The organism is Pseudomonas sp. GW821-FHT07F01 (assembly GCF_059418825.1).
The window spans coordinates 323272-338976 of sequence record NZ_JBWKQO010000007.1 but is presented as its reverse complement, the minus strand read 5'-3'; the positions used below and the strand labels follow the sequence as shown (position 1 = coordinate 338976).

The window sequence follows — 15705 nt, the reverse complement described above, 5'->3', positions numbered from 1 at the left end:
TGCCCATGACCCGCTCATTACGTGTGTTCTACATCGCCCTGTTCCTGCTGACCCTGCTGGTGCTGGGGGTGTGGTCGGCGCGCAGCTTCTTCGGTTTCAGTACCAACAACGACGCCACCGTGCTCAACGGGCGCTGGGCCAAGGCGGTGGAAACCCACTACGACGACCAGTTCCCGATCAAGCGCCTGGGCACCAACCTCTGGGCCGCCCTGGACTTCAAGCTGTTCAACGAAGGGCGCCCGGGGGTGGTGCTGGGCCGTGACCAGTGGCTGTACAGCGATGAAGAGTTCAACCCCGTGGTCAACGAGGAGCTCAATCTGCAGGGCAACTACGCCCTGGTGGAAGGCGTGCGCCAGACCCTCAAGGAGCACGGGGTGAAACTGGTGATGGCGATCGTTCCGGCCAAGGTGCGCCTGTACCCGGAACACATGGACGAAGTGCGCCCGGCGCGCATCCACGCCAACCTCTACCAGGACTTCCACGCCCGGGTCGCTGCCGACAAGATCCTTGCCCCCGACCTGCTTGGCCCCCTGCAACAGGCCAAGCAACAGGGCCAGCAAGTGTTCCTGCGCACCGACACCCACTGGACCCCCGCCGGCGCCGAGATCGTCGCCCGGCAACTGGCCCTGACCATCGCCGCCAAGACCCCGCTCAGCGGTCAGCCACAGCGCTTCGTCACCGAGACCGAAGAGACCGTGGAACACAAGGGCGACCTGCGCCGCTTCCTGCCCCTGGACCCGCTGTTCGAAAACCTGATGCCGGCCGAAGAGCCCCTGCAAAAGCGCGTGACCCGGGCCAGCGATGAACAGCCGGCCGCCGACGACGCGCTGTTCGCCGACCGCGAAGTGCCGGTGACCCTGGTGGGCACCAGCTACAGCGCCAACCCCAGCTGGAACTTCGTCGGCGCCCTGAAACAGGCCCTGCACAGCGACGTGCTGAGCTACGCCGAAGACGGCCACGGCCCGATCCTGCCGATGCTCAGCTACCTGAAAAGCGACGACTTCAAGAACAACCCGCCCCAGGTGCTGATCTGGGAATTCCCTGAACGCTATCTGCCTGTGAACAACGAAATCGGCGACGCCGACCCGCAGTGGGTCGCAGAGCTCAAGCAAGCCGGTGCTCGCCAACAGAACGTAGCTGCACTCAACAAATCCGAGACGCCCGACCGGGCGCAAAACTGAAAAGAGGTAACACTCATGACTTTCACTACTACTCCTCGTCGTCTCGCTGCCAAATCCCTGAAAGCTGCCGTATTGGCCGCGGGCCTGGGCCTGCTATCAGCTCCGGTATTCGCCGGTGGCGATGCCGCCCTGTACGGCCCCACCGCGCCCAAGGGCTCGACCTTCGTGCGCCTGTACAACGCCAGCAACAGCGAAGTCAGCGCCACGGTGGGCAGCACCAACGTCAATGACGTCGCGCCCCTGGCCAGCAGCGACTTCAGCTTCATGCCCGGCGGCGACTACACCGCCAAGGTGGGCAGCCAGAGCGTACCGGTAAAACTGGCCGCCGATCACTATTACACCCTGGTCAACAACGCCAGCGGCCAGCCGCAACTGATCGAAGAACCGCCGTTCAAGAACAAGCAGAAATCCCTGGTGCGGGTGCAGAACCTCAGCGACCAGGCCCTGACCCTGAAGACCGCCGACGGCAAGACCGATGTGGTCAAGGCCGTGGCCGCCAAGGGCCGCGGCGAGCGCGAAATCAACCCGGTGAAGGTCAGCTTCGCCCTGTATGACGGCGAGAAAAAGGTCAGCGACCTCAAGCCCGTGGCCCTGGAGCGCGGCGAAGCAGCGGTGCTCTACGTCACCGGCAACGGCAGCAACCTGTCGCCGGTCTGGGTCAAGCGCCCGGTTTCCACCCGCTAATGAATTTCCGGAAGGCTGCTCCCCGTCTCTCGTAGGAGCTGGCTTGCCAGCGAAGGCGTCCTCACGGGCCCCTTCGCCGGCAAGCCGGCTCCTACAGAAGGTGGGCAGCGCATCCGGTCACGCAACAAAAACAAGAGTGAAACGACAGAACGCAGTAGCTCTAACCCATACGATGTTTGAAGGAGTAACAACATGATTCCGGTGATCTTGTCAGGTGGTAGCGGCTCACGTCTTTGGCCGCTTTCGCGCAAGCAATTCCCCAAGCAGTTCCTCGCCCTGACCGGCGAACACACTTTGTTCCAGCAGACCCTGGAGCGCCTGGTGTTCGAAGGCATGGATACCCCCATCGTGGTCTGCAACAAGGACCACCGCTTTATCGTCAACGAGCAACTGGCGGCCCGTAAGCTCGAATCCCAACGCATCCTCATGGAGCCCTTCGGCCGCAACACCGCCCCGGCCGTGGCCCTGACCGCGATGATGCTGGTCAACGAAGGCCGTGACGAGCTGATGCTGGTACTGCCCGCCGACCACGTCCTGGACGACCAGAAAGCCCTGCAACGGGCCCTGGCCCTGGCCACCGTGGCCGCCGAGCGTGGCGAAATGGTGCTGTTCGGGGTCCCGGCAACCAAGCCGGAAACCGGCTACGGCTACATCAAGTCCACCAACGATGCGCTGCTCCCGGAGGGGGTCAGCCGGGTCTCGCACTTCGTCGAAAAGCCCGACGAAAAACGCGCCACCGAGTTTGTCCAGGCTGGCGGCTATTTCTGGAACAGCGGCATGTTCCTGTTCCGCGCCAGCCGCTTCCTCGAAGAGCTGAAGAAACACGACCCGGACATCTACGACACCTGCCTCTTGACCCTGGAGCGCAGCCAGCAGGACCCGGACACCGTGACCATCGACGAAGCCACCTTCGCCTGCTGCCCGGACAACTCCATCGACTACGCGGTGATGGAGAAGACCCAGCGCGCCTGCGTGGTGCCCCTGACCGCTGGCTGGAGCGATGTCGGCTGCTGGTCGTCGCTGTGGGACGTGCATGAAAAAGACGCCAACGGCAACGTCAGCAAGGGCGATGTGGTGATCCAGGACAGCCGCAACTGCATGATCCACGGCAACGGCAAGCTGGTGTCGGTGATCGGCCTTGAAAACATCGTCGTGGTGGAAACCAAGGACGCCATGATGATCGCCCACAAGGACAAGGTCCAAGGGGTGAAACAGATGGTCAATACCCTCAACGAACAGGGCCGCAGCGAGACCCAGAACCACTGCGAGGTCTACCGTCCGTGGGGCTCCTACGACTCGGTGGACATGGGCGGGCGTTTCCAGGTCAAGCACATCTCGGTCAAGCCGGGGGCCTGCCTGTCGCTACAGATGCACCACCACCGCGCCGAACACTGGATCGTGGTCAGCGGCACCGCCGAAGTCACCTGTGACGAGAACGTGTTCCTGCTCACCGAGAACCAGTCCACCTACATCCCGATTGCCTCGGTGCACCGCCTGCGCAACCCGGGCAAGATCCCGCTGGAGATCATCGAAGTGCAATCGGGCAGCTACCTGGGCGAAGACGATATCGAGCGGTTTGAAGATATCTACGGCCGCTCCACCCCGGTGGAACGTGGCGTCTCGGTGAAGACCATCGCCCAGTAACAGCGACAGGCTTCAAGCGGCAAGCTGCGAGCAAAGGCAGAGCGCCGTTATCAGCGAGTCCTTTCAACCCCCTTCCAGGCGCCTGCGTCCCCTATCCGCAGGCGCCTGGACAGGGGGATTTTTTTGTAGCCGCTGCCGCAGGCTGCGAAAAGGGCCGAAGGACCTTCAGCGGTCTTGAGCCCCCTGCGTCCGCTGCGCGGGCGTTCGCAGCCTGCGGCAGCGGCTACAAGGAGCTGACCTGTGTATCGTTGCTAGATCCATTTCAGCCCTGGTCGCGGCGCTAAAGATTGGCATGAACATCTTCAAGCGTTTCAAAGATCTCCTGCCCATCGGCCTGCAGAATACCCAGTTCGGCAAACAGCGTTTTCCAACTGCCCAGCGTCTCCAGCGTCTGGTCGATGTAGTCATCCGGCTTGAGAAACTTGTAGTCCGCGCACAAGCGCCTGATTGCCTTGCGGGACGGACGCCCCTGGCCGTCGAACGCGGTGGTGTGCTCGCCCATGCCGGTGGAGAAGGTCAGGTCATAGGCGGGTGCGAGAACCCACTGCCCCTCCAGGCCGCCCTGCCCCTCTTCGTAGAGAAAAGCGAAGTTCTTCGCGTGATCGTCGTAGTTGTGCGCCAGGCCGTTGAACACCATGAGCCGGGCCATTTTCTCCACTTCCTTGGCGCTCTTGGTCAGCGCAAAGGTCAGGCGCAGCAAGTCCTTGTAGTCCAGGCCTGGAACTCTGAAGTCCGCATGCAGAATCCCGGCAGCGGTCATCATGTGGACTTTCTCGTTGTGCTGGCGATCAAAGCGCCGGGAGGCAAAGAAGCGCTCGTTCCATCCCTGCTCCGAGGGCACGGTGATCAGCTCGCAATGGGCCATATCGACCCCGGCGGCACGGGCCATGCGGGCGTAGGCATATTCAATCGCGCCCATGGACCAGGGTTCCTGCAGGGCCCTGAATTTCACGATCCAGTGCGCGTAGCCCTCCGGCAAGGGTTCAAAGGCCGAAACCACATGGGACAGGTCCGGCGAAAGGGCAACGGCTGCCTTGGGCCTGGCGCCACCTGGCGAGCCACCGGCAATCCGCAGTGCCTTCAGGACTTCAACCGTTTCCCCCACCTGGACCTGGACCGAAGCCTGGTACAGCAGTGAAAGGCTGATGGGTTCGCGCTGCACTTTTTCCGCCATGGGGTAGTACTCCAAGGCGCCCATCCCACGGTTGCCAATGTAGGCAAGCCGATCGAGTTGAGTCAGGCCATTGGCGACCCGCGCCCCATACTCCGCCGTGAAAAAACGCTTCATCAGCAGCAAGCCCCAACCATCGGGAAGGGAATCGGCGAAGGCTCCATGAATGCCCAGGAACACTTGGCTATCGGGTTGCTGCGGCTTCTCGTCGAAGGTCAGTTGCGGCGACAGATTGAAGCCCCGGCTCAACCAGTCCCTGGCGTAGGTGAAGTAGCAGCCCTGGCGATTCCAGCTCAGCACCCCCACCTGCCGCCCATGCATGAAGACGCCCAATTCCTCGATCGGCTGGTATTTCCTCGTGCCTCGTCCAGTCATCGGGTGCCCCTCTGGCGTTTTGAGTTTTGCAGCTCAAACAGCGTGTTTGGCGCAGGTGGCTTGAACAACTTGAGCAACGGATCGAGTTCATCCAAAGCCGCCGCAATCAGCACCATCGACTCAAGGGAGATGGCCCCCTGCAGCTCGAAACGCTTGATGGTCGAGGCAGGCACCCCGGATTTTTCGGCCAGGGTTTTGCGCGACAGGTTTTTTGACAACCTGAGGGCCTGTGCGTTTTTTCCGATCTCGGCCGTGATCTCGGACGGGGTGTACATGAAACGAGTAAGGGACATGACGCTGCGTCTGCCTCCGGCCTGTTGATTACTTCGTAAAACTATGGACAACATAGGGTCCATTATAGTTAAAAAATGCCAATAACAGACCTTATATTGCCCACAATAATTTTACGTCCAGAACGTTGGGCTAAAACACACCCTGGCCACCCTCCATCGCCAACCCCACCTACGCTTAGGTAGGATGTCCCCTCCTTTTCCCCGAGGCTCGCGTCATGTTCATCGGCGTTCTGCTGGTCATTACCTGGCTGATCCTGCTTCTGCGCTACCCCGCCAAAGCCCTTCCCGTGTCCCTGGCTGCAGCTTTCGGCCTGGCCCTGGTGGCCTGCTGGGTGGTCTGGCTGGACAACCGCGAAGCCCAGCAACTGGCGCGCCTGGAGTTGCGCCTGACCTACGCGCCGGAGCACTGCCCCGCCGACCGTCCATTGCAGGTCAAGCTGAACAACGGCAACAAGGTGCCCCTGGTGGAATTGCGCTGGCGGGTCGCCGCCTATGCCCCGGGGGATACGGTCAACCTCGCCGACAACCAGTACAGTGCCCCGCGCTACCGTGGCCCCGGCGAGTTGCAGGCCGGCGCCAACTGGCAGGACTGCTTGCCCCTGCCGCCGCTGCGCCCCGGCTATCGCCCGCAAACCCTGGAGTTTCGCGCCGAGCGTTTACAGGGTAGTTTCTCCGACTGATTCACCCCCTCCCTCACCCAGCACAAGGACCGCGCCATGCCCGTAGCGTTGATCACCGGTTGTTCCAGCGGCATCGGCCGCGCCCTGGCGGACACCTTCAAGGGCGCCGGTTTCACCGTGCTCGCCACCGCCCGCAAGGCCGAGGACGTCTCTGCCCTGCAAGCGGCCGGTTTCAAGGCCGTGCAACTGGACGTCAATGACGGCCCGGCCCTGGGCGCCCTGGGCGAGGAGATCAACCAGCAGTACGGCGGCCTCGATGTGCTGATCAACAACGCCGGCTACGGCGCCATGGGCCCGTTGCTGGACGGCGGCGTGCAAGCCATGCAGCGCCAGTTCGAAACCAATGTGTTCTCGGTGGTCGGGGTGACCCGGGCGATGTTCCCGGTGCTGCGCCGCTGCCGCGGCCTGGTGGTGAACATCGGCAGTGTGTCCGGGGTGCTGGTGACGCCTTTTGCCGGTGCCTACTGCGCCTCGAAAGCCGCAGTGCACGCCTTGAGCGATGCCCTGCGCATGGAGCTGGCGCCGTTCGGCATCCGCGTCATGGAAGTGCAGCCCGGGGCCATTGCTTCAAGCTTCGCCAAGAATGCCGGGCATGAAGCCGAACAGCTGCTCAACGAGCAATCGCCCTGGTGGCCGCTGCGCGAGGGCATCCGCTCCCGGGCCAAGGCCTCCCAGGACAAGCCGACCCCGGCCAGCGAATTCGCCGCCGGCTTGCTCAAGGCGGTGCAGCAGGACAATCCGCCACGCCTGGTACGGCTGGGCAATGGCAGCCGCGCCCTGCCGCTGCTGGCCAACCTGCTGCCCAAGGGTCTGCTGGAGAAGGGACTGATGAAGCGCTTCGGCCTGAGCGCCAGGCTCTGACCCCTACGCACGCAAGCCATCCAGGGTGTACCGCGTGCCTCCCGTAGGAGCCGGCTTGCCGGCGAAGAGGCCCGCGAGCCAAGTGCAAATCTTGCGACCACCTTCGCTGGCAAGCCAGCTCCTACCGCGGTGGCGCAGTGCGCCTTTGTTCATTCGCCAATCAAGGATCTGCCCCATTGAAATATCGTAGTGCGCTGACGTTGACCCTGTTCGCCTTGCTGCTGGGCTGCCATGCCTCGTCACCGGACGAAAAACTCAATGCCACCCTGCCGGAGCTGAGCCTGGAACAGATCCTGCCCAAGGTCGAGGCCAACCCGTACTGCTCGCCGGAGATGGACAGCGAACGGCTGGTCGGCCTCGGCATCCGCCTGATGAATGAGGACGAGGTGCTGCATGGCGCAAGCCGTACCTTGCTGGCGAGCAAGGCCATACAAATGGCCCGCGGCTGCCTGATCATGGCCGCCCCCCGCGATACCATGAGCCTGTGCATCCTGGGCGGGATTGTCGGCTCCAGGCAGAAGGACTATGACAAAAGCGAAGCCTTCAACTACATCGCTTACGCCGCCCAGCACAATGAATCCTGCGCGGAAGCGGGCCTGTACGACATCTACAACCTTGGCAAGTTGGACCAGCCGGCGAACAAGGCATTGGCCATGGCCTGGCTGGAACGCGCCGCTCGGCACGGCGACGAGGACTCGCAACAAGAGATGCTGCGCAGCAGCGAACAGGACAATTTGCCACTGGCCTACGCCTGGGCCCGAACCCTCGATGACGCCCAAAGGCTCGAAGCGCTGAAACGCAAGATGAGCCCTCAGCAAACAGCTGAAGGCGAACAGCACTACACCCGGCTACTCAGCCAGCTCCCCTCCAAACAGGATCTTGAGCAGGCGCTGCGCCAGAACGTCATCCTCCTGGGCACAGGGGATATCTACTACGACTACCCGGAAGTGTTCGCGGGCATGTCCGCTGAGCAACAGCATGCTTTCGTCGCCCAGTTGGTGGACATGCAGGACCGCTACCCGAAGTTCCACACCCGCGGCCAACTGGTGGCCTACGCCTTGATTTCCCGCCTGGTGCAAAGCACCGGGCCGGCCGTGGACCTGTGGCAAGACCCGGCGCTGCAGGCCGTGCTGGAGGACGATGACCTGAGCGTGGAAGACAGCGTGGCCAAGGCCAAAATCCTCCTGGCCAAGCGCACGCCATAACTGGAGCGGCAGGCGCAACTGCTTTTGCAGCCGCAGCCAGACAGCTGCTGCGGTTTCGGTTGTGCGTCCTCTCAAACCCAGTAGAATCCGCGGTCTTGAGCGCCCGCGCTCAAGCAGCATGGAATCGCTGGCGCCGACACCCAAGCACGGAACTGCTCACGCTCCCCTCCTTTGCCGTCCCTGCCTGATTTCATGCGCGTCTTTTTTCATTCGCCGATCAGGGAATATCCATTGAAATTGTTCAACGCGCTGCCACTGGCATTGGCTGTCTTGCTGGCGGCTTGCGCCTCCACGCCTGCGCAAAACACCGAACCGAAACGCCCCGAACTCAATGACACCCTGCCCAAGCTGACGCTGGACAGCGTCTTGCCCAAGGTCAGCGCCAACGAGTACTGCAACCCGTCCATGGACGCGGATGTGCTGTACGGCGCCGGTTACAAGCTGAACGAGATCGAGGACTACGCGAACGCCAAGGGCTGCTTCGCCATGGCCGCGCCGCACTACACCCGGGCCTTCTGCTACCTGTCCACCACCACCGACCAGGAAACGGACAAGCCCAAGGCCGAGCGCGACCGCGAGTCCTTCAACTACATCGCCTACTCGGCGTCACAGAACGACTGGTGCGCCGAGTACGGCATGTACGCCACCTACTGGTTCGGCGACAAGGACATTCCCAAGGACCGGGACCTGGCCCTGCGCTGGCTGGAACGCTCGGCACTGCACGGCAACCCGGAACCGCAGCAGAGCCTGGCCGACGCCGCCGAAGAATCCGGCGATCAGGTGAAGGCCTATGCCTGGCTGAAGATCATCGACAACACCGAGGACACCAGCCAGCTGGATGCCCTTAAAGGCAAGATGAGCCCCGAGCAGCTGGCCGAAGGCGAACAGCGCTTTGCCGACCTCAAGAAGCGCGTAACCAGCAAGCAGGTGATGTACGACGAAGCGCGGGATGAGGAGGTGGCGATTTTCTCGGCCGAGATCCATTTCGATCTCCCCGACCTGTTCCAGGGCATGACCACGGCCGAGCGCCAGGCCTTTGTCAAGGCGGCCATCGCCAAGGCCCGGGACAGCGGCCAGTTCAAGCTGCATTACGCGGTGACCCAGTACATCATCGTCTCGCGCCTGGCCCAGCAGCGTTACCCCGGTGTCGACGTGCTGCAGAACCCGAAGCTGGTAGCGGTCATCAACCACGTCGACGACGGCCTGGAAGCTGCGGCGAAGAAGTCCCAGGCGATCATGGACAAAAGCTACAAATAACCGCCCCCTGTAGGAGCCGGCTTGCCGGCGAAGAGGCCCGCAAGCCTTGCATCGCCCTTGCCGGCGCCTTCGCTGGCAAGCCAGCTCCTACAGCAGTCAGATAGACCGTGCAGTTCCCTGTAGGAGCCGGCTTGCCGGCGAAGAGGCCCGCGAGCCTTGCATCGCCCATGCCGGCGCCTTCGCTGGCAAGCCAGCTCCTACAGAGGGTGGCGCCTACAAAGGCTCTGGGTTGACGATGACGGTGCAGGTGATGCCCGCCGCCAGCAGCACGCCTTCCGGCACTTCATCGATGTGGATGCGCACCGGTACGCGCTGGGCCAGGCGCACCCAGTTGAAGGTCGGATTGACGTCGGCGATCAGTTCGCGGCTTTCCGGGTTGTCGCGGTCGTAGATGCCCCGGGAAATGCTTTCCACATGGCCCTTGAGCACTTCGCCGCTCATCAGTTGCATGTCGGCCTTATCCCCGACGCGCACGTGGGGCAGCTTGGTTTCCTCGAAGAAGCCGTAGACCCAGAACGAGTTCATGTCGACCACCGCCATTTTCGGCTCGCCGATGCGCGCGTAGTCGCCACGGTGCACGTTGAGGTTGGTGACATAGCCGTCCACCGCCGCCCGCACCTGGGTGCGCGCAAGGTTGAGTTGCGCCGCTTCCAGCTGGGCCTGGGCGTGCTGGTAGTCGGCCAGGGCCGAGTCGGCGATGTTGCCGGCGTCGTCGCGGTTTTCCTTGGAGATCACCAGGTTGTCCAGGTCGGCGCGGCGCCGGGCATTGACCTTGCGCATCTCCCAGGTGGCCTTCTTCGACGCCACCAGCGCTTGCGCCTGCTTGACCGCGATCTGGTAGTGCTCGGGGTCGATCTGCATCAGCAGGTCGCCCTTGTGCACCAGTTGGTTGTCCTTGACCGGCACGTCCACCACTTCGCCGGTGACGTCGGCGGCGACGTTGATGATGTCCGCGCGCACCCGGCCGTCACGGGTCCAGGGGGTGTACATGTAGTGCTCCCACAGGGTTCGGCCGATCCACAGGGCCAGGGCCAGCACGAGCAGGGTGGCGAGCAGGCTGAAAAACTTTTTCATTGCGGGGGTCTCAACGGTAGACAGTGAGCGCCATGGCGCCGAACAGACAGCAGAACAGGCTCAGGCGCAGCAGCGCCGGGTGCCAGAAGAAGCGATACAGGTCATAGCCGGAGATGAACCGGTCCAGGGCCCAGGCCAGGGCCGCGGCGATGAAGAACATCAGGGTCATGGTGGGCATGTAAACGCCGTGGAAGGCGATTTCACGAGGCATGGTCAAGTCCTTGGGGTGCAGGCGCCGTTGGTTTGGCCACGGCATAGGCCGCCAGCGGCGATTGCGGGTCGAGCAATGAAGTACGGATGAAGTGCAGGTAGCTCTTGACCCGGCGCAGGGCCGAGGTGTCGAAGTGCGGGGCAAAGGGCTCGTCGGTGGCCTGGACCCGGCTGATGGCGTGGTCCACGGCGATCAGGCCGCGCTCCAGGTTGCTCTGGCTGGGCTGCAGGAACAGCCGCACCAGGGAGCGGCCCATGACCCGGATCGCCTGGCGCCAGGGCTGGGATTCGGCATAGGCCGGGTGCACCGGGAGGATGGCCTGTTCCTTGCGCAGCTCGATGATGGCGTGGCCGACTTCCAGCACCACGAACATCCAGCGCAGCAGTTCGCTCTGCACCTTGGGCTGGCCCACCGCCAGGCCGTAAGCCTGGTGCAGCAGGTCACGGGTGCGGCTTTCGAAGCTCGATGCCAGGCCCTTGAGCTTGCCGCTGATGGCGTACACCACCTGGCCGCGCAGGTCCTGCTCCAGGCGCCGCCACAGCCAGCGGCTGTTGGGCGGCAGGATGATAGCCCCCGCCGCGGCGCAGACCAGCATGCCCATGACCATGGCGATGTAGTCGTTGATGAAGGCGTAGGGGTTGTAGACGGTCAGGTTGTCCGGCACCGAACCGGTGCTGAAGAAGATCAGCAAGCCCAGGCCGACCCCGGCGTACTTGGGCCTGGACGCGAGGAACGAACCGAGCACGATCACCGGCGCCAGCATCAGGCACAGCAGCGGGAAGCCGTCGATCCAGGGGAACACGAAGAACATTTCGACGAAGCCCACCAGGGCGCCAATGAAAGTCCCGCAGGCCATCTGGAAGGCCATGCGCTTGGGGTTCGGCGTAGCCGCCGAAAGGCCGATGGTGGCGGCGGCGATCAGGGTCATGGTGGCGCCGCTGGGCCAGGCCGTGGCCACCCAGTAGCTGCCCAGCACCACCAGCACGAAGGCCGCGCGGATGCCCGAGGCGGCGCAGGCCAGCCAGTTGGTCTGCGGCGTGTAGGGCTCGTCCCAGCGCTCGCGCTCGTGGCGGTGGTCGGCCAGGGACGCGTGGGTCTGGGCGTAGCTGTGCATCTCGTCGACAAAGCGGTAGAGCAGCTCATAGGCCGTGTGGAAATCCAACTGCTCGGCGTCGCTCGGGCCACTCTCCTGGAAGGCCGCGCGCAGGCTGCGCACCCGCGCCGGCAGCTCGGCCTTGTAGGCCGCCAGGGCCGTGGCCAGGCGTGCCGCATCGGGGCTGGTCAGGGCCCGGCCAGAGAAACCGTCCAGCAGTTCCGCCAGGTCATAAAGCCCTGGTTTGATCGCCGCCACCACGTGATCGGCGCCGCTGCCGCGCAGGCGTTCGAGCAACTGGTGCAAGGCGTTGAAGCGCGTGGTGATGCCCATGAACTCGCTGTTCAGGCGGCTCAGGCGACCGTTGCGCCGACGCATGTGCGGGTCTTCGAACACGGTGACGCTGCGCAACCCTTCCAGGCCCACGGCCTCGGCGATGAAGCGCACGTTGCTGCTTTCGAAGCTGTCGCGCTGGCTGCGCCCGCGCAGGCCGTCGGTAACGAACAGGGCGAACACCCCGAAGCGCTGGTACAGGGCGTTGCGCATGGCGGCGCTGGCGGTCTGCGGCAGGATCGCGGCGCTGACCAGGGTCGAGCAGAGAATCCCCAGGGAGATCTCCAATACCCGCCACACCGCCGCCATGAAGGCCCCTTCGGGGTGAGCCAGGGCCGGCAGGCCAACCATGGCCGCGGTGTAGCCGGCGAGGACGAAACCGTAGGCGCGAAAGTTGCGGTAGCGCGCGGCACCGGCCGAGCAGATGCCAACCCAGATCGCCAGCGAGCCGAGGAACAGCTCGGTGTTCTGGGCGAACAGGGCGATCAGCGCCACCATCACCGCCGAGCCGGCCAGGGTGCCGAGAAAGCGGTAGAAGCTCTTGGCGAACACCTGGCCGCTCTGCGGCTGCATGACGATGAACACGGTGATCATCGCCGTGCGCGGTTGCGGCAACTCCAGGCGCATGGCCAGCCACAGGGTGAGGAACGCGGCGGCCAGGACCTTGAAGATATAGACCCAGGTCACGCCGTCGCTGCGCGCCCAGTCGAAGAAACCCCGGCGCCATTCAAGGGAGTACAGCCAGCGCAAAGGGGCGGGCAAGGAAGTCATGGGGGCCTGCTTCAATGGTCGAACACGGCCAGGGCCGCGGGGGTCTTGGGTGCCTCAAGGCGGTCTTGCGCGGGAACGTCGCGGCCGGCTTCCAGCCCGCCGCCCAGGGCCGTGACCAGGTCCGCCTGGACCGTCAGGCGTGCGGCCTGCACCTGCTGCTGCACCTGTTGCTGATGGAACAGCAGGCTCTGGGCGTTGAGCACATTCAGGTAGTCGGTCAGGCCGCGCTGGAAGGCCACGGTGGCGATGTCGTAGGTCTTCTGCGCCGCGGCCACCGACTCGGCGGCGAAGGCTTGCTGCTTGTCCATGGACTCGCGGCGGATCAACTGGTCGGAGATGCTTTTCAGTGCATCCACCAGGGTCTGGTTGTACCTGGCCACGGCCATGTCGTAGCCGGCCGAGGCTTCACCCAGCTCCGAGCGCAGGCGCCCGCCGTCGAAGATCGGCAGGCTGATGGCCGGGCCGACGTTGTAGTTGAGCTTCTTGCCGGTGAGGAACTCCAGGGCCCCACCGCCGGTGGCCATGAAGCCGATGCTGCCCACCAGGTCGACGTTGGGGTAGAAGCCGGCGTGAGCCACATCGATACCGCGAGCCTGGGCCGCCACTTGCCAGCGGCTGGCGACCACGTCCGGACGCTGGCCCAGCAGTTCGGCGGGCAGGGCCGAAGGCAGTTTCAGCGCGGCGCCCAGGGACAGGCTTGGCCGCTGCAATTGCGCACCCTCCCCCGGGCCCTTGCCGGCCAGGGCCGCCAGCTGGTTGCGGGTCAGGGCGATTTCTTCGTCCAGGGCGTCCAGCTGGCGATGGGTTTCCGGCAGCGGCGCCTCGGCCTGGCTGACTTCGAAATGGGTGCCGATGCCGCCGTCCAGGCGCCGTTGCGCCAGTTCGAGGATCTGTTGCTGCTGCTTGAGGGTGGCCGCGACGATATCGCGCTGGGCGAAGTGCAGGGACAGCTGGATATAGCTGCGCACCACATTGTTCACCAGTTCCAGCTGGGCCTGACGGGCTTCGGCCACGCTCATGTGGGCCAGGTCCACGGCACGCTCGGTGCTGTTGCTTTCCCGGCCCCAGAGGTCCAGGGCATAACTGAAACCCAGGGCGGCGTTGTTGTCCCAGGTGGTGCTGTTGGACAGGGCGCCGGGGCCGTAGAACTGATCGGTGGGCCAGTTGTGGCGCTTGAGGGTGGCGTCACCCTTGATCTGCAGCGACTCGGCCGACTCGGCGATGCCGGCCAGGGCCTTGGCCTGGCGGACCCGGGCGGCGGCCATGGCCAGGCTCGGGCTGCCTTGCACCGCAAGGCTGATCCAGCGGTCCAGTTGCGGGTCGCCATAGGCCTGCCACCACTGGGCGCTGGGCCAGTGGGCGTCCTGCGCGGCGCTCTTTATCGCCTCATCCGTGGCCAATGTATTAGCGGGAAGTGTCTTGCCCTGTGGGGCAATGCCTCCGGTTCCGATGCAGCCGCTGATTGCTAACGATAAAGCCCAAACACTGAGGGTCTTGAACCCTCTGCTGATGCGACGCGGCACTGCTGCGAATTCCTGAAGATCGGGGGGGAGTATTTCTCTCGTAGGAGCTGGCTTGCCGGCGCAGCGATACGCCTGCTACACCGCGTTGCGCGGATCGCCGGCCTGCCGGCTCCTAGGGATCGGCGCAATTCTAGGGGGCGGTCGTTGCGGCGATAAGCTGGGATTCCTGTGAATCTTTGTTACCGTAAACGCGATAATCCCTTGGTCGTATCCCTGTACGCCTGTAAAAACAGAAACTTCGTGTCACAATTTGCAATCTCCCTTGAGAGCACCCCATGGACACCTTGCAAAACATGCGCGCCTTCAGTTGTGTTGCCGAAGCCGGTAGTTTCACGGCCGCCGCGGTGCAGCTGGACACCACCACCGCCAACGTCTCGCGCGCCGTCTCCAATCTAGAGGCGCACCTGCAAACCCGCCTGCTCAACCGCACGACTCGCCGCATCGCCCTGACCGAGGCCGGCAAGCGCTACCTGCTGCGCTGCGAGCAGATCCTGGCCTATGTCGAAGAAGCCGAGGCCGAGGCCAGCGACGCCCACGCCCGCCCCGCCGGGCAGTTGAAAGTGCACACCATGACCGGCATCGGCCAGCACTTCGTGATCGACGCCATCGCCCGCTACCGCAAGACCCACCCGGACGTGACCTTCGACCTGACCATGGCCAACCGTGTGCCGGACCTCCTGGACGAGGGCTACGACGTGTCCATCGTCCTGGCCCGAGAGCTGCCGGATTCGGGGTTCGTCTCCCAGCGCCTGGGGATGACCTACAGCATCGTCTGCGCCTCGCCGGCCTATGTGAAAGCCAACGGCTGCCCGCAAAAGCCCAGCGATCTGCTGAACCATGCCTGCCTGCGCCTGGTGAGCCCGGTGATTCCCCTGGAGAAGTGGACCTTCGACGGCCCGGAAGGCCAGGAAATGGTCACCATCAACAGCTCGCCGTTCCTGGTGAACTCCGCCGATGCCATGAAGACTGCGATCATCAGCGGCATGGGGGTCGGGGTGTTGCCGGTATACGCGGCTATAGAGGGTTTGCGCACCGGCACCCTGGTGCGGGTGATGCCCAAGTACCGCTCCCAGGAGCTGAACCTGTACGCCATCTACCCGTCGCGCCAGTACCTGGACGCCAAGATCAAGACCTGGGTCGAATACCTGCGCGGCTCTCTGCCGGAGATCCTCACCGCGCACCAGACGGAACTGGCGGCCTATGAACTGAGCGGCAGCCTGACCGGCGCACGCCTGGCCACCTGACCACGGGGCTCCCCGCCCAGACCACCGTCCCACCTGTAGGAGCCGGCTTGCCGGCGAAGAGGCCCGCACGTCCTGTGCAAACCTGGATGCAGCCTTCGCTGGCAA

At 64.1% G+C, this 15705-nt stretch carries 14 protein-coding genes; 8 read left to right on the top strand and 6 right to left on the bottom strand.

Annotation, left to right across the window (positions count from 1 at the left end; genetic code table 11):
* Positions 1-5: 5 nt before the first annotated feature.
* The 3 genes from AC07R1_RS26645 to AC07R1_RS26635 all read left to right on the top strand — a co-directional run bounded on the left by AC07R1_RS26645 (position 6) and on the right by AC07R1_RS26635 (position 3509).
* The gene (locus tag AC07R1_RS26645) at positions 6-1181 is read left to right on the top strand and encodes an alginate O-acetyltransferase (RefSeq protein WP_220223729.1); all 1176 of its coding nucleotides are present in this window, start codon (positions 6-8) and stop codon (positions 1179-1181) included.
* A gap of 15 nt (positions 1182-1196) precedes the next feature.
* The gene (locus tag AC07R1_RS26640) at positions 1197-1865 is read left to right on the top strand and encodes an alginate O-acetyltransferase AlgF (protein ID WP_011059367.1); all 669 of its coding nucleotides are present in this window, start codon (positions 1197-1199) and stop codon (positions 1863-1865) included.
* A 192-nt stretch (positions 1866-2057) separates the two neighbouring features.
* Complete coding sequence (locus AC07R1_RS26635; RefSeq protein WP_015634232.1) at positions 2058-3509, top strand: mannose-1-phosphate guanylyltransferase/mannose-6-phosphate isomerase; 1452 nt, start codon at positions 2058-2060, stop codon at positions 3507-3509.
* Between the two features lie 280 nt (positions 3510-3789).
* On the opposite strand, the gene AC07R1_RS26630 is transcribed toward AC07R1_RS26635, so the two are convergent.
* Both AC07R1_RS26630 and AC07R1_RS26625 read right to left on the bottom strand, forming a co-directional pair.
* Complete coding sequence (locus AC07R1_RS26630) at positions 3790-5055, bottom strand: type II toxin-antitoxin system HipA family toxin (RefSeq protein ID WP_495111111.1); 1266 nt, start codon at positions 5053-5055, stop codon at positions 3790-3792.
* The gene (locus AC07R1_RS26625) at positions 5052-5348 is read right to left on the bottom strand and encodes a helix-turn-helix domain-containing protein (RefSeq protein WP_169892765.1); all 297 of its coding nucleotides are present in this window, start codon (positions 5346-5348) and stop codon (positions 5052-5054) included. The genes AC07R1_RS26630 and AC07R1_RS26625 overlap by 4 nt, the downstream gene beginning before the upstream one ends.
* 215 nt (positions 5349-5563) lie before the next feature.
* Between AC07R1_RS26625 and AC07R1_RS26620 the strand changes: the two genes are divergently transcribed.
* The 4 genes from AC07R1_RS26620 (at position 5564) to AC07R1_RS26605 (ending at position 9351) form a co-directional block, all read left to right on the top strand.
* Complete coding sequence (locus AC07R1_RS26620; RefSeq protein ID WP_019094739.1) at positions 5564-6028, top strand: hypothetical protein; 465 nt, start codon at positions 5564-5566, stop codon at positions 6026-6028.
* Positions 6029-6064: 36 nt separating this feature from the next.
* On the top strand, positions 6065-6889 hold the full coding sequence (locus AC07R1_RS26615; protein WP_019094738.1) for an SDR family oxidoreductase: 825 nt from the start codon (positions 6065-6067) through the stop codon (positions 6887-6889).
* Between the two features lie 176 nt (positions 6890-7065).
* Complete coding sequence (locus AC07R1_RS26610) at positions 7066-8094, top strand: SEL1-like repeat protein (protein ID WP_065364594.1); 1029 nt, start codon at positions 7066-7068, stop codon at positions 8092-8094.
* 231 nt (positions 8095-8325) lie between these two features.
* On the top strand, positions 8326-9351 hold the full coding sequence (locus AC07R1_RS26605) for an SEL1-like repeat protein (protein ID WP_495111110.1): 1026 nt from the start codon (positions 8326-8328) through the stop codon (positions 9349-9351).
* Between the two features lie 213 nt (positions 9352-9564).
* Here the strand turns inward: AC07R1_RS26605 and AC07R1_RS26600 are convergent, their stop codons facing one another.
* The 4 genes from AC07R1_RS26600 to AC07R1_RS26585 are packed head-to-tail and all read right to left on the bottom strand — an operon-like array spanning position 9565 to position 14356.
* Positions 9565-10425, bottom strand: coding sequence for an efflux RND transporter periplasmic adaptor subunit (locus tag AC07R1_RS26600; RefSeq protein WP_495111109.1), 861 nt, complete (start codon positions 10423-10425; stop codon positions 9565-9567).
* A 10-nt stretch (positions 10426-10435) separates the two neighbouring features.
* Positions 10436-10636, bottom strand: a complete 201-nt coding sequence (locus tag AC07R1_RS26595) for a DUF1656 domain-containing protein (RefSeq protein WP_007930063.1) — start codon at positions 10634-10636, stop codon at positions 10436-10438.
* Positions 10626-12833, bottom strand: coding sequence for an FUSC family protein (locus AC07R1_RS26590; protein ID WP_495111108.1), 2208 nt, complete (start codon positions 12831-12833; stop codon positions 10626-10628). The genes AC07R1_RS26595 and AC07R1_RS26590 overlap by 11 nt, the downstream gene beginning before the upstream one ends.
* An 11-nt stretch (positions 12834-12844) precedes the next feature.
* Positions 12845-14356, bottom strand: a complete 1512-nt coding sequence (locus AC07R1_RS26585; protein WP_077933375.1) for an efflux transporter outer membrane subunit — start codon at positions 14354-14356, stop codon at positions 12845-12847.
* A 275-nt stretch (positions 14357-14631) separates the two neighbouring features.
* On the opposite strand from AC07R1_RS26585, the gene AC07R1_RS26580 reads away from it, so the two are divergent.
* Positions 14632-15600 (top strand): LysR family transcriptional regulator, encoded by a 969-nt coding sequence (locus AC07R1_RS26580; RefSeq protein ID WP_011059356.1) that lies wholly within the window; start codon positions 14632-14634, stop codon positions 15598-15600.
* Positions 15601-15705 lie beyond the last annotated feature (105 nt).

Bases quoted from the DNA above. Each gene is read 5' to 3' on its own strand.
- AC07R1_RS26600 (WP_495111109.1), bottom strand. From the start codon at position 10,425: ATGAAAAAGTTTTTCAGCCTGCTCGCCACCCTGCTCGTGCTGGCCCTG.
- AC07R1_RS26645 (WP_220223729.1), top strand. From the start codon at position 6: ATGACCCGCTCATTACGTGTGTTCTACATCGCCCTGTTCCTGCTGACC.
- AC07R1_RS26590 (WP_495111108.1), bottom strand. From the start codon at position 12,833: ATGACTTCCTTGCCCGCCCCTTTGCGCTGGCTGTACTCCCTTGAATGG.
- AC07R1_RS26595 (WP_007930063.1), bottom strand. From the start codon at position 10,636: ATGCCTCGTGAAATCGCCTTCCACGGCGTTTACATGCCCACCATGACC.
- AC07R1_RS26625 (WP_169892765.1), bottom strand. From the start codon at position 5,348: ATGTCCCTTACTCGTTTCATGTACACCCCGTCCGAGATCACGGCCGAG.
- AC07R1_RS26620 (WP_019094739.1), top strand. From the start codon at position 5,564: ATGTTCATCGGCGTTCTGCTGGTCATTACCTGGCTGATCCTGCTTCTG.
- AC07R1_RS26580 (WP_011059356.1), top strand. From the start codon at position 14,632: ATGGACACCTTGCAAAACATGCGCGCCTTCAGTTGTGTTGCCGAAGCC.
- AC07R1_RS26615 (WP_019094738.1), top strand. From the start codon at position 6,065: ATGCCCGTAGCGTTGATCACCGGTTGTTCCAGCGGCATCGGCCGCGCC.
- AC07R1_RS26640 (WP_011059367.1), top strand. From the start codon at position 1,197: ATGACTTTCACTACTACTCCTCGTCGTCTCGCTGCCAAATCCCTGAAA.
- AC07R1_RS26635 (WP_015634232.1), top strand. From the start codon at position 2,058: ATGATTCCGGTGATCTTGTCAGGTGGTAGCGGCTCACGTCTTTGGCCG.
- AC07R1_RS26630 (WP_495111111.1), bottom strand. From the start codon at position 5,055: ATGACTGGACGAGGCACGAGGAAATACCAGCCGATCGAGGAATTGGGC.